Raw genomic sequence first — 13,128 nt, 5'->3', positions numbered from 1 at the left:
GGTGTGGTGCCGTGGCCGGCCGGAGGGGTGGCGGGCGGATCTATCGTTGCCTCGTGCTGCTTCCGGTCACGCCGGCCCTCGGGGTCGTCCTCGTCGTCCTGTTGGCCCTCGCCGCCGCCGTCGCCGCGTGGGCCCGGCTGGGCCACTCGCGCGAGATCCTGGTGGCCGGGGTGCGGGCCACGGCCCAACTCGCCGCCGTTTCCCTGCTCATCGGCTGGGTGGCCCGACGGATCGGACCGCTGCTCGGATTCCTGGTGCTGATGTTCGCCGTGGCCGCCTGGACGGCGGGGCGCCGCATCACCCGTAACCGCACCTGGTGGTGGGCGGCCGTGCCGATCGCGGCGGGCGCCTTCCCGGTGATCGGGCTGCTGCTGGTGACGGGGCTCGTGCCGGTCCGGGGGCTGGTGCTCATCCCGGTGGCGGGCATCCTCATCGGCGGGGCGCTCACCGCGACCGTGCTCGGTGGGCGGCGCGCGCTGGACGAACTCGCCACCCGTTACGGGGAGGTGGAGGCGGGCATGGCCCTCGGGCTGCCCGACCGGGACGCCCGGCTGGAGATCGTGCGGCCCGCGGCCGCGGACGCGCTGCTGCCGGGGCTGGACCAGACGCGGACGGTGGGACTCGTCACGTTGCCGGGGGCGTTCGTGGGCATGCTGCTGGGCGGCGCCTCACCGGTGGAGGCGGGTGCCGTGCAGCTCTTCGTCCTGGTGGCGTTGATCGCGGTGCAGGTGGTGGCCGTCGCGGTGGTGCTGGAGCTGGTGGCGCGGGGGTGGCTGCACCGGGGGTGAGTGCGGTGTCCCGGGGGCTCGGGCCGGGGGAGTGGGCAGCGGTGCCCGAAAGGCTCGGCCGCTGACCGCGAGGCTCAGGCCGCGCTGATGTGCAGGCGGATCGTGCCGTCGCCGGCCGCCTCCACCCGTACCTGCGTCAGGTCCTCGACGTGCGCGTCCGGCGACAGGGCCGCCGCGCGCGGGCCGACGCCCACCACGCGCATCCCGGCCGCCCGGCCCGCCGCGATGCCCGCCTCGGAGTCCTCGAACACGATGCAGTCGGCCGGGTCGAAGCCCAGCTCCGCCGCGCCCTTGAGGAAGCCTTCCGGGTCCGGCTTGCTGGCGCCGACCTGCTCGGCGGTGACGCGGACGGCGGGCATCGGCAGTGCGGCCGCCCCCATCCGGGCCGTCGCCAGCGCGCTGTCGGCCGAGGTCACCAGGGCGTGCGGGAGGTCGGCGATCGCGGCCATGAACGCGGCGGCGCCACCGATCGGGACCACGCCGTCGACATCGGCGGTCTCCTCGGCGAGCATCACGCGGTTGTCCGCGTAGTTCTCCTCGACGGGGCGGTCCGGGAGCAGGACGGCCATCGTGGCGTAGCCCTGGCGGCCGTGGACCACCTTGAGGGCGGCCTCGGGGTCCAGTCCGTGCTTCAGGGCCCACCGGCGCCAGCAGCGCTCCACCACCGCGTCGGAGTTCACGAGGGTGCCGTCCATGTCCAGAAGGAGGGCGCTTGTGGTGAGGACGGTGGCCGACATCGGCTGGCTCCAGGGCGCGGGGGATGGTCGTGCGGTACAAGAGCAGCCCCGCCCGCCGGTCAGGGAGTGCGGGCGGGAGCTACTTTGTTCCACGAAGATACAAAAACCTGGGGCGGAAAGCCAATCCCGCAGGTCCGGCCCTGCCCGGGGGCCCGTACGGCCGGTCAGTCGCGCCCCTGCCCGGTCGTCTCCGCCTCCAGCGCGCGCCGGGTGTTCGGCCCGTACACACCGGCCGGGTCGCCCTGGATCGCCTTGTACGACTGGTAGATCCGTACGGCGTTCTCCACCCGGTCGTTGAAGTTCCCGTCCGCGTCGCCGTGGTAGAGCCACACCTCCTTGAGCCGGTTCTGCAACACGGCCACCTGTGGGCCCTGGTCGCCCCGCCGCAGCGAGGAGGGGGCCAGCTCCGCGGGCGGCGCGGCGGACGGCGGGACCTCGCCGCCGGTCGCCGACGCGGACGGGGCGCCGGGGGTCGGCGCCGCCGGGGCGGAGGCGGCCGGACTCGGCTCGGCGCTCTCCGAGGGGGTGGGCGATGCGGACGGGGACGCGGAGGCCGAGGGGGTGGGCGAGGCCGATGCCGTACGGGAGGGAGCGGCCGAGGGGGAGGGGGACGGGGCGACGGAGGCCGCCGCCGGTTCGTCCGCGGTGTCCGGGGCGCTCGTGGTCGCCTCCGGCAACGCCTCGTCCTGGCTCCCGTCCCGGTCGAAGAGCCCCCCGGCGAAGGCCGCCGTGCCGACCACCGCCGCCACGGCCGCCCCCACGGCCAGCGCCGCGAAGGGGCGCCTGCGGCGCGGCTGCACGGGGTCGGGGGCGGCGGCCCCGGGGGCGCCCGGGCCCGCGTCGGCACCCCCGGCCCCGGGGGCGCCCGAGGCCGCCCCGAAGACCGGCCCCGCGCCGAAAGCCGCGCCCTGGGCCGCGGTGCGCCGCCTGCTCTCGTCGGCCGCCGGGGGAGCGCCGACGGCGGACGATGGGGCCGCACCCGCGCCCGTACGGGAGTCAGCTCCCGCGCCCACCCCCGTACGGGAACCGTCCCCCGCGCCCGTACGGGAGTCAGCTCCCGCGCCCACCCCCGTACGGGAACCGTCCCCCGCGCCCGTACGGGAGTCAGCCCCCGCACCCACGCCCGTACGGGAATCCGCGCCGGAGCCGTCAACCGGCCCCGACCCCGTAACCGTGCCCGCCCCCGGCCCCCCGCCCAGGTGCAGCGGCATCGTGGCGGCCGCGTCGTCCGCCGTCTCCCGCGCGGGCCCACCGGCATCGGCACCGGCATCGGCACCGGCACCGCCACCGGTACCGCCACCGGCATCCCCGCCCCCAGGCGCGGCACCGTCCCCCAGCGTCACGTACGGCCTGATCCGCAGTGGGTCGAAGTCCTCCGCCGCCGCCATCTCCGCCGAGCGGGCGGCGCGCAGCTCGTCCCCCGTGAGCGGTGTCGCGCCCGTGTCCGTACCGCACCGGCAGGGCACCCGGTGCTCCGTGCCGGGCTCGCCTGCCGTCCGTCTGCCGCACTCCGGGCATGCGTGTCCGGTCATCGTGGGTCCCCTCCCCTTGAACTGCCTGCGATTATGCAGCCCGCTCCGGCGAAGCCCAATGCCCCGCCGGTGCCCGACAGGCCATAACAGGGCGGAACGGCCAGGATGGGGGTGTAGTGGATCAGCGCGGATCGAGGAGACGCCCATGGCCCAGCAGTTGAGCCCGCCCATGGTGCCCGGCGAGGGGCAGTCCCGCCGGACCGTCCTGGTGGCGATCGGCGCACTGCTCCTCGGCATGCTGCTCGCGGCACTCGATCAGACCATCGTCTCCACGGCGCTGCCCACGATCGTCAGCGAACTCGGCGGCCTCGACCACCTCTCCTGGGTGGTCACCGCCTATCTGCTCGCGGCGACGGCGGCGACACCGCTCTGGGGAAAGCTCGGCGACCAGTACGGCCGCAAGAAGCTCTTCCAGACCGCGATCGTCATCTTCCTGATCGGCTCCGCCCTCTGCGGCATGGCCCAGAACATGCCCCAGCTCATCGGCTTCCGCGCTCTCCAGGGCCTCGGCGGCGGCGGGCTCATGGTGCTCTCGATGGCGATCGTCGGAGACATCGTCACGCCGCGCGAACGCGGCAAGTACCAGGGCCTGTTCGGCGCGGTCTTCGGGGTGACGAGCGTGCTCGGGCCGCTGCTCGGCGGGTTCTTCACCGAGACCCTCAGCTGGCGCTGGGTCTTCTACATCAACCTGCCGATCGGCGTCGTCGCGCTGCTCGTCATCGCGGCCGTGCTGCACATCCCGGTCCACCGCGAGAAGCACACCATCGACTACCTCGGCACCTTCCTCATCGCCTCCGTCGCCACCTGTCTGATCCTCGTGGCGTCCCTCGGCGGCACCACCTGGGACTGGGGATCGGTGCAGATCATCGCGCTGGCGGTGCTCGCCGTGGTGCTGCTGGTCGCGTTCGTCGCCGTGGAGCGGCGGGCGGCGGAACCGGTGCTGCCCCTGAAGCTCTTCCGGATCAGGACCTTCAGCCTCGTCGCCGTGATCAGCTTCATCGTCGGCTTCGCGATGTTCGGCGCGATGACCTACCTGCCCACGTTCCTCCAGGTGGTCCACGGCATCACACCGACCATGTCCGGTGTGCACATGCTGCCGATGGTCTTCGGCATGCTGATCACCTCGACCGGCTCCGGGCAGATCGTCAGCCGCACCGGCCGCTGGAAGGTCTTCCCCCTCGCGGGCACCGCCCTCACCGCCATCGGCCTGCTCCTGCTCCACCGGCTGGACCCGGCCAGCTCCACCTGGGTGATGAGCGTCTTCTTCTTCGTCTTCGGCGCCGGGCTCGGCCTGGTCATGCAGGTGCTCGTCCTCGTCGTGCAGAACGCCGTCTCCTACCGGGACCTCGGCGTCGCCACCTCCGGAGCGACGTTCTTCCGCTCCATCGGCGCCTCGTTCGGCGTGGCCATCTTCGGCACCGTCTTCACCAACCGGCTCACCGGCCAACTCGACAGCGCCCTCGCGGGCCGGCCCCTGCCGCAGGGCGTCGACGCCGACCGGCTGGCCGCCGACCCCCGGTCCATCCAGATGCTCCCGGCCGACCTGCGCCCCTCGATCCTCGACGCGTACTCCACCTCCATCACGGACGTCTTCCTGTACGCGGCACCCGTCGTCCTCATCGCCTTCGTGCTGGCCTGGTTCCTCCGGGAGGACAAGCTCCGCGGCTCGGTCACCGCCCCCGACACCAGCCAGACGCTCGCCTCGAACCCGGTGGAGCGCTCCTCGTACGACGAGTGCGCCCGCGCACTCTCGGTGCTCGCCACCCGGGAGGGGCGCCGCGAGATCTACGAGAAGATCACCGCGCGCGCCGGGTACGACCTGCTGCCCGCCGCGAGCTGGCTGCTGCTGCGGATCAAGCGGCACGGCACCGTCGAACCCGCCCGGCTCGCCGAGGTGGCCCCCGTACCGCTACGGGTGATCACCGAGGCGGCCCGGCAGGTGGAGGAGCGCGGACTGGCCCGCCGCGAGGGGCTCCAGATGATCCTCACCGACGCGGGGGCCGAGGCCGTCGTCCGGCTCTCCCAGGCCCGGGAGGACTCCCTCGCCGAACTGCTGGGGGACTGGTGGGGGCCCGAGCGCCCCACCGACCTGGTCAAGCTCGTCGCCGAGCTGACCGCCGAGGTCAGCGGGTCCAGCAAGGAACGCCCGCACATGCCCGCGCCGCCCCGCGACCACGCGGCGGACCGGCACCACGACATCGACCACCCGGACCACCGGGGGCACAGGGACCACCGGAGCCGTGGGGACGACCCGGACCACCGGCCCTGACCGACTCGGGCCGCGCTCCGGGAGTCACAGCTCCTTCGCGAACCACACCTCCGCGTACGGGCTGCGCCGGTGGAAGGCCGGCACCTCCGCGTAGCCGTGCTTCGCATACAGCCCGCGCGCCTCGACCAGGTCGAGACGGGTGTCCAGCCGGAGCAGCCGCACCCCGAGCGCCCGCGCCTCCTCCTCGATCGCGGCAAGCAGCAGCCCGCCGCCGCCCGTGGACCGGAACGCCGGCCGTACGTACACCCGCGTCAGCTCCGCCGAACCCGGCGCCGCCTCCTCCGTCAGCACCAGCCCGGCGCAGCTCGCGGCCTTGCCCTCGTGGCGGCCGACGACGAACCGACCGGTCGGCGGCGCCAGCAGCTCGGCGCCGTCGTCGGCGAGCCCCTCCGCTATCTCCGCCTCCGTGGCGGGCCGCTGCCAGTAGCGGCTCGCGACCTCGTCGTAGTAGTCGCGGCGCAGCGCGGTGGCGTCGGGGGAGTCGAATCGTTCGGCGGCCACGGTCCAGGTCATGTGGGGCATTCTTGCTCCCTCACGTCCGAAGGACGACGTGATTTATCCGCAGGGGGCAGCCATGAACCGACCCGTCACCGACGCCACGACGAGGGCCCGGGCCGTCCAGCACCTCGCCGACCGCTGGATACGCGACGCCCTGGCCACCGGGAAGCAGGCCGACGGCGGCAGCTTCGTCTGCTCGCCCGCCGGGCTGTGGCTGGCGCTCGCCGCCGTGGCCGCGGGGGCGCGCGGCGGGACCGCCCGGGAGCTGCGGGCGCTGCTCGGTACGGCGGACCGGGAGGCGGCGCCCGCCGTGACGGCGGCGGCCCGAGAGCTGGCGCTGACCGGTGCGCTGGGGGTGGCGACCCGGGTGTGGAGCCGGGTGCCGGTGAGCGACGCGTACCGCGAGGGGCTGCCTGACGTCCGGTTCGACGACGTGCTGGACCCGGCCGCCGCCGACGCCTGGGTGCGCGAGGCCACGGGCGGGCTGATCGAAGCGCTGCCGCTGGAGGTCACCGACGAGACCCTGCTCGCCCTCGTCAACGTCCTGGCGCTGAAGGCCCGCTGGGAGAAGCCGTTCGAGGGCCGGCTGACCCGCGACCGGCCGTTCACCGACGCGTCCGGGACGACCCGCCCGGCGGCGACCATGACGAAGGCGGTGCCGCTCACCGATGCCTGGGCGGTGGACGGCACGTACGTCGTCGAACTGCCCTGCACCGGAGGGGAGGGCGGCGGGGACGGCGCCCGGGTCAGGTTCGTCCTCGGGGAGCCGGGCGCGGGCGCCGGCCGGGTGCTGCCCGCCGGATGGGCGGACCGGAGCACCGGGGTCCGGCCGGAGGCGGACCTGGTGACCATCGCCCTGCCGCGCCTCACCCTCCGTACGCGCATCGACGTCACCGGACAGCTGCCCGCCCTCGGGATCCGGCTGGCCACCTCCGGCGCGGCGGACTTCTCCGGACTCTCGCCCGAGCCGCTCACCCTCTCCGCCGTGGTCCAGGAGGCCGTGCTGAAGGTCGCCGAGGAGGGGGTGGAGGCCGCGGCGGTGACGGTGGTCGCGACACGGGCCGCGGGTGCGGCCCCGCCGCTGCGGCGGCTCCTGCACCTCGCCTTCGACCGTCCGTTCGGCATCGTCGTGCTGCCCGCCGACGGCGAGGTCCCGCTCTTCGCGGCCTGGCAGGCGGACATCCCCTCCGACCTGCCGGAACGCTGACAGATCCCTGCGGACCGACCCCGAACCGGCCCCGGCCCGGCATTCTTCCGGACGAAAGCATGATGACAGTCAGGCAAAGAGGGGGTTGATTGTGTCTACCTCGTAGGGCAATGCGAGGCTTCATCCGGCACTGCCCCGAGTCGAAGGGGCGGGGCATGGAACGGTGGGAGGGTCGGCGCAGCGTGGCAAATGCGGATCACAGTGTGCGCGGTGACGCGGTGGCGGATGCGGTGGCGGACGCGGAGACGAGGACCGGGCTGACCCGGGCCCTGCTCTGGCTGGTCGTGGCCGTGCTGGCGGTACGGCAGATGGCGGTGGTGCTACGGCAGCCGCCCGGGGAACGGCTCACCGATCTGGAGACCTGGATCGGGGAGAACGGGGTCCTCCATGTGTCCGGCTCGCTGTACGAGAGCGGCCGGTTCACCGGGACGCCCTTCGCCGGTCTGGTGCTCAAGCCGCTCACCGCCTCGGCCGAGGCAGCCCTCGGCATCGCGTGGACCTTCGGCTCCCTGCTCCTCGTGGCCGCCCTCGGAGTCGTCGCCGCCCGGGCCCTGCCCGCACCCGTCGGCCGGCGTACGTCGCTGCTCGCGGTCCCCGTCGCGATCACCCTGCTCATGCTGTCGCTGCCGGTCCGCAACACCCTCCACCTCGGCCAGACCAGCATCCTGCCGGTCCTCCTGGTGCTGCTGGCCTGCTTCGCCGCCCGGGACCACCGGCTGCGAGGCGTGCTCGTCGGCCTCGCGGCCGCCCTGCAACCGGCGCTCCTGCTCTTCGCCGCGCTGTTCTGGCTGACCGGGAAGCGCCGGGCCTCGGCGGTCTCCCTGGCCACCTTCGCCTTCTGCACGGCCGCCGCCTGGGCCGCGGTGCCGAAGGACTCATGGGCGTACTGGGTGCACCATGCCGCGGGCGCCGGGCTCGGTGAGCGGCCGGACAGCCTCGCCAATCAGTCCCTGCACGGCGCGCTGCTCCGGCTCGGCTTCGAGGGACCGGCGGAGATCGCCCTGTTCCTCGTCCTCGCCGCCGCGGTCACCGTCATCGGCGTACGCCGCGCGGTCCGCTACGCCCAGGACGGGCAGCTGCTCCTCGCCGTCGCCGTGACCGGGTGCGTCGTCGTGGCCGTCTCGCCGACCGCCTGGCAGCACCAGCTCCTGTGGGTGCTCCTGGCCGTCGTCGGCAAGGTCGGCAGACGCGCCTCCGACCGGCTGGTCTGGCCCGCCGTCGTGGTGCTCGTCGTCACGCTCCCCGCCAAGATGCTGCTCCCCAACGTCGGCCTGGTCATCCCCGTACGGGACAACGTGCTGCTCCTCGTGGCGCTCGGCGCGGCCTGCTTCGCCCCGTTCCTGCTGCGCACCTCGCCGTACTGGCAGCGGCCGGTCCCCACCGACTACGCGCAACCGGTCGCCGCCCGCTTCAGACGCGTCCCGCTCCTGCCCTTCTGGCGCCGGGTGCTCCACCGCCCCAACCTCCTGCTGGAGCTCCTGCTCATCCGCGTCGTCTACTCCGCGTACGCACAGGTCCGCCTCGCCGCCACCGCCGGCCGCCCGCTCGCCGAGGAGCACGGCCGGCAGATCCACGCCATCGAGCAGTGGCTGCACATCGACATAGAGCTGTGGGTCAACCACACGGTCGTGCAGATCACCTGGCTGCGGGAGTTCTTCGACTACTACTACCTGACCTTCCACTTCATCGTCCCGCTGACGATCCTCGGGGTGCTGTACGCGCGCCGCCCCGCCGACTACCGCTGGGTCCGCTCCTCCATCGGCTTCGCCACCGTGCTGGCGCTCGTCGGCTTCTGGCTCTACCCGCTGGCCCCGCCCCGGCTCATGCCCGGGCTCGGCTTCATCGACACCGTCCACGGGGTGCAGGACTTCGCGAAGCCCGACTACGGGACGCTGACCACGGTCACCAACCAGTACGCGGCGATGCCGTCCCTGCACTTCGGCTGGTCCCTGTGGTGCGGGGTGGTCATCGTGATGCTGGCCCCGAAGCTGTGGATGAAGGCGCTCGGCCTGCTCCACCCGCTCTTCACCATCGCGGCGATCGTGGCGACCGCCAACCACTGGGTGCTGGACGCGGCCGGCGGGGCGCTGGTCGTCTCGCTGGGCTTCGGGCTGACGTATCTGCTGTCGGGCCCGCGGAAGTTGGTGACCGGGGAGAAGAAGACGGCTGCGGAACCGGCGGGGCAGGCGGCGGAACCCGCACCCGAACCCGAACCCGTACGCGCTGAGGCGGTCGGCAAGTAACGGACGGCCCGAAGGGGTGCCGGGACCACGTCGTACACCGTCCCGGCACCCCTTCGGCATGGATCGCCGCGTCCTTACATGGTCCGCCCGCCGCGCCCGCCCCGCCACTCGGGCGGCCGGTGTCACGAAACGGCGGACGCACTCACCTGAAGCTGCTTGATCCCGTTCAGCCAGGCCGAGCGCAGCCGCCGCGGGTCCTCCAGCAGCCGCAGATCGGGCAGCACATCGGCGATCGCGTTGAAGATCAGGTCGATCTCCATCACGGCCAGCGACTTGCCGAGGCAGAAGTGCGGGCCACCGCCCCCGAAGCCGAGGTGCGGGTTGGGGTCGCGGGTGATGTCGAAGGCCTCCGGGGCGTCGAAGACCTCGGGGTCGTTGTTGGCCGAGGAGTAGAACAGCCCGACCCGCTCGCCCTTACGGATGCGCTGACCGCCCAGCTCCAGATCCTGGGTGGCGGTCCGCTGGAAGGAGACCACGGGGGTCGCCCAGCGCACGATCTCCTCGGCCGTCGTCTTCGGGCGCTCCCTCTTGTAGAGCTCCCACTGCTCGGGGTGGGTGAGGAAGGCGTGCATGCCGTGGCTGATCGCGTTACGGGTGGTCTCGTTGCCGGCCACCGCGAGCAGGATCACGAAGAACCCGAACTCGTCGGAGGACAGGTTGCCTTCGCCCTCCGCCGCCACCAGCTGGCTCACGATGTCCTGGGCCGGGCACTCCTTGCGGGCCGCCGCCAGGTTCATCGAGTACGCCACGATCTCCATCGCCGCCTCGGCGCCTACCTCCTCGGTGATCGCGTACTCGGGATCGTCGTACGCGGCCATCTTGTTGGACCAGTCGAAGATCTTGGACCGGTCCTCCTGCGGTACGCCGATGAGTTCGGCGATCGCCTGGAGCGGCAGCTCCACCGCGATGTTCGTGACGAAGTCGAACGATCCGTCGGCCCCGGCCGCCGTCGCGTGAGCGGTCTCCACGATGGAGCGGGCCCGCGCCCGGAGCGCCTGCTCCAGGGAGCGCACCGCGCGCGGGGTGAAGCCGCGCTGGACGATCTGGCGGACCCGGGTGTGTTCGGGCGGGTCCATGTTGAGCATGATGAGTTTCTGGACCTCGATCTGGTCGCGGCTGATCGTCTCGTTGAAGCGGATGACCGCGGTGTTGGTGTTCGAGGAGAACAACTCAGGATGCGTGGAAACGTACTTGACGTCCGCGTGGCGGGTGACGGCCCAGTACCCCTCGTCGCCGAAGCCGGAGATGTTGGCGGGCTGGGTGCACCACCACACCGGTGCGGTCTGCCGCATCAGCGCGAACTCCGGGTGCGGGACCCGGGCTTGGAGGAGGTCGGGGTCGGTGAAGTCGAACCCGTCGGGCAGATGGGGGCAGCGCATGGGCACCTCTCCACTCCGAGCCTGTGTCTGATCCGGGCCTGTGTCTGACGGTCCATCAGAATCTGTCCGCAAGGTAGTAACGAGTTCTACAAGTCGCAAGGGTCCTGGCCGGATCCGTTCCCCGCCGGGGCCGCGCGCAGTCGACACCGCGGAAGTGGGGGCGTGCGCAAGGGGTGTACGCGTTCGGTGCGCGCCCCTTGCGCAGCCGGTCCCGCGTCATGAGACTGCTTGCAGAACTAGAACGCGTACTAGTTCCTTCCGTGGGCGCCGGGACGCCCCGACGGAAGTGCGAGGAGAGGACGAGCTCATGGCCGCGGAACCCGTCATCGTCGAAGCCGTACGCACCCCGATCGGCAAGCGTGGAGGCGCGCTCGCCAACCTGCACCCCGCCTACCTGCTGGGCGAGACCTACCGTGAACTTCTCGGCCGCACCGGCATCCAGGCCGACTGCGTCGAACAGATCGTCGGCGGCACCGTCACCCACGCCGGGGAGCAGTCCATGAACCCGGCCCGCAACGCCTGGCTGGCCGTCGGCCTGCCGTACGAGACCGCCGCGACCACCGTGGACTGCCAGTGCGGCTCCTCGCAGCAGGCCTCGCACATGGTCGCCAACATGGTCGCCGCCGGAGTCATCGACGTGGGCATCAGCTGCGGCGTCGAGGCGATGTCGCGGGTGCCGCTGGGCAGCGGCTCCAAACACGGGCCGGGCAAGCCCTGGCCCGACGAGTGGAACGTGGACCTGCCCAACCAGTTCGAGGCCGCCGAGCGCATCGCCCGCAAACGCGGCCTCACCCGCGAGCGGGTCGACGCGCTCGGCCTCCTCTCGCAGCAGCGGGCGGCCGCCGCCTGGGCCGAGGAGCGCTTCAAGCGTGAGACGTACGCCGTCCAGGTCCCCACCACCGAGGAGGAGCAGGCGGCCGGCCAGGGCATGTGGCGGCTCGTCGACCGGGACGAGGGGCTGCGGGACACCTCCATGGAGGCGCTCGCAGGCCTGAAGGCGGTCATGCCGAAGGCCGTCCACACGGCAGGCAACTCCTCCCAGATATCCGACGGGGCCGCCGCCATCCTCTGGTCCTCGAAGCGGATGGCCCGCGCCCTGAAGCTCAAGCCCAGGGCCCGGATCGTGGCCCAGGCCCTCGTCGGCTCCGACCCGCACTTCCACCTGGACGGACCGATCGACGCCACCCGGGCGGTGCTCGGCAAGGCGGGTATGTCGCTGAAGGACATCGACGTCGTCGAGATCAACGAGGCGTTCGCGTCGGTGGTGCTGAGCTGGGCCCAGGAGTTCGAGGCGGACCTCGACGGCCTGGAGAAGGTCAACGTCAACGGCGGCGCGATCGCGCTAGGCCACCCGGTCGGGGCGACGGGCGCCCGCCTGATCACGACGGCCCTGCACGAACTGGAACGCCGGGACAAGGAGTTCGCGCTCATCACGATGTGCGCGGGCGGGGCGCTGGCCACGGGGACGATCATCCAGCGGCTCTAGTGGCGAGCCCGGCCAGGGGCCCATGGGCCAGGAGCCCCGGAGCCCAGGGGGCCGAGGGCCGGGAGCACAGGAGCCCAGGGGGCCGTTCACCCCGCGGGTCTCCAGGATCTACGGCTCCTCGAACCCCACCCGCGCGTCGAACGCCGCCCGCCGGGTCGCCCGGCGCAGCGCCTTCAGCAGCGTCGGGCCGATCGTCAGCGTCAGGACGACCGTGAGCGCCGCCCGCCCCAGGTCCCACCCCAGCGAGGTCGCCGCGCAGTAGGCGAGGAACCGCACCAAGTTCTCGTGGAGCGGATCGCCCGCGACGAACGAGATGCCCGAGCCCAGCCCCGGGATGATCGTCCACCCGTACAGATTCATGATCGTGCCGTACGCGAACGCCGCCACGGACCCGTAGACCGCGAGCATCGCCAACTCGGCCCGGCCGCGCAGCCGGTCCGCGCCCGGCAGCAGCCCCGCGCCCATCGTGAACCAGCCCATCGACAGCATCTGGAACGGCATCCACGGCCCCACCCCGCCCGTGAGCAGGGCGGACGCGAACATCGTCACCGAGCCGAGCACGAAGCCGAAGCCGGGCCCCAGCACCCGCCCGCTCAGCACCATCAGGAAGAACATCGGCTCCAGGCCCGCCGTCCCCGCCCCCAGCGGGCGCAGCGCGGCCCCGACCGCCGCCAGCACGCCGAGCATCGCGACGGCCTTGGCGTCCATCCCGGACTCCGAGATCGTCGCCACCACCACCGCGACCAGCAACGGCAGCAGCGCCGCGAACAGCCACGGCGCGTCCTGGGCGTGCGCGAGCCCGGACCCGGCACCGGCGAGCAGCGGCCACCCGAAGGCGACCACCCCGACCGCACTCACCAGCACCAGCGCGGCCACCGACTTCGGCCCGAGCCGCACGGGCCGGGGAGCCCGCACCCGCTCCCGTACCGCCGTCGCGTCGCTCATCGCCCCGCCCTCCGCCGCATGGGCCGGGCAGCCCGCACCCTCTC

At 72.9% G+C, this 13,128-nt stretch carries 10 protein-coding genes; 5 read left to right on the top strand and 5 right to left on the bottom strand.

Annotation, left to right across the window (positions count from 1 at the left end; translation table 11 throughout):
• Positions 1 to 53: 53 nt before the first annotated feature.
• Positions 54 to 788 carry an ABC transporter permease gene (locus tag GTY67_RS08300; RefSeq protein WP_161278253.1) on the top strand — a complete coding sequence of 245 codons (735 nt, stop codon included), beginning with the start codon at positions 54 to 56 and terminating at the stop codon, positions 786 to 788.
• Positions 789 to 862: 74 nt separating this feature from the next.
• On the opposite strand, the gene GTY67_RS08295 is transcribed toward GTY67_RS08300, so the two are convergent.
• Both GTY67_RS08295 and GTY67_RS08290 read right to left on the bottom strand, forming a co-directional pair.
• Positions 863 to 1,525: an HAD-IA family hydrolase gene (locus tag GTY67_RS08295; RefSeq protein WP_161278252.1), complete on the bottom strand. Its 663-nt coding sequence runs from the start codon at positions 1,523 to 1,525 to the stop codon at positions 863 to 865.
• Between the two features lie 164 nt (positions 1,526 to 1,689).
• The gene (locus tag GTY67_RS08290) at positions 1,690 to 3,057 is read right to left on the bottom strand and encodes a peptidoglycan-binding domain-containing protein (RefSeq protein ID WP_161278251.1); all 1,368 of its coding nucleotides are present in this window, start codon (positions 3,055 to 3,057) and stop codon (positions 1,690 to 1,692) included.
• Positions 3,058 to 3,202: 145 nt separating this feature from the next.
• On the opposite strand from GTY67_RS08290, the gene GTY67_RS08285 reads away from it, so the two are divergent.
• Complete coding sequence (locus GTY67_RS08285) at positions 3,203 to 5,326, top strand: MFS transporter (RefSeq protein ID WP_161278250.1); 2,124 nt, start codon at positions 3,203 to 3,205, stop codon at positions 5,324 to 5,326.
• Between the two features lie 24 nt (positions 5,327 to 5,350).
• Here GTY67_RS08285 and GTY67_RS08280 read toward each other — a convergent pair whose 3' ends face one another.
• Positions 5,351 to 5,839 carry a GNAT family N-acetyltransferase gene (locus GTY67_RS08280; RefSeq protein ID WP_161278249.1) on the bottom strand — a complete coding sequence of 163 codons (489 nt, stop codon included), beginning with the start codon at positions 5,837 to 5,839 and terminating at the stop codon, positions 5,351 to 5,353.
• Between the two features lie 61 nt (positions 5,840 to 5,900).
• On the opposite strand from GTY67_RS08280, the gene GTY67_RS08275 reads away from it, so the two are divergent.
• Both GTY67_RS08275 and GTY67_RS08270 read left to right on the top strand, forming a co-directional pair.
• A complete protein-coding gene (locus GTY67_RS08275; protein WP_161278248.1) occupies positions 5,901 to 7,031 on the top strand; it encodes a serpin family protein in 1,131 nt (376 codons plus the stop codon).
• A 155-nt stretch (positions 7,032 to 7,186) separates the two neighbouring features.
• Complete coding sequence (locus tag GTY67_RS08270) at positions 7,187 to 9,274, top strand: bifunctional glycosyltransferase 87/phosphatase PAP2 family protein (RefSeq protein ID WP_161278247.1); 2,088 nt, start codon at positions 7,187 to 7,189, stop codon at positions 9,272 to 9,274.
• Between the two features lie 122 nt (positions 9,275 to 9,396).
• Here the strand turns inward: GTY67_RS08270 and GTY67_RS08265 are convergent, their stop codons facing one another.
• The gene (locus GTY67_RS08265; protein ID WP_161278246.1) at positions 9,397 to 10,653 is read right to left on the bottom strand and encodes a cytochrome P450; all 1,257 of its coding nucleotides are present in this window, start codon (positions 10,651 to 10,653) and stop codon (positions 9,397 to 9,399) included.
• 307 nt (positions 10,654 to 10,960) lie between these two features.
• Here GTY67_RS08265 and GTY67_RS08260 point away from each other — a divergent pair, with 307 nt between their 5' ends.
• On the top strand, positions 10,961 to 12,139 hold the full coding sequence (locus tag GTY67_RS08260) for a steroid 3-ketoacyl-CoA thiolase (protein WP_161278245.1): 1,179 nt from the start codon (positions 10,961 to 10,963) through the stop codon (positions 12,137 to 12,139).
• Positions 12,140 to 12,247: 108 nt separating this feature from the next.
• On the opposite strand, the gene GTY67_RS08255 is transcribed toward GTY67_RS08260, so the two are convergent.
• Positions 12,248 to 13,084 carry an ECF transporter S component gene (locus GTY67_RS08255; protein WP_161278244.1) on the bottom strand — a complete coding sequence of 279 codons (837 nt, stop codon included), beginning with the start codon at positions 13,082 to 13,084 and terminating at the stop codon, positions 12,248 to 12,250.
• Between the last annotated feature and the right edge of the window lie 44 nt (positions 13,085 to 13,128).

Source organism: Streptomyces sp. SID8374 (assembly GCF_009865135.1).
GTDB lineage: Bacteria > Actinomycetota > Actinomycetes > Streptomycetales > Streptomycetaceae > Streptomyces.
The sequence above is the reverse complement of the archived record's forward strand: the minus strand, read 5'-3'. Positions and strand labels throughout refer to the sequence as shown.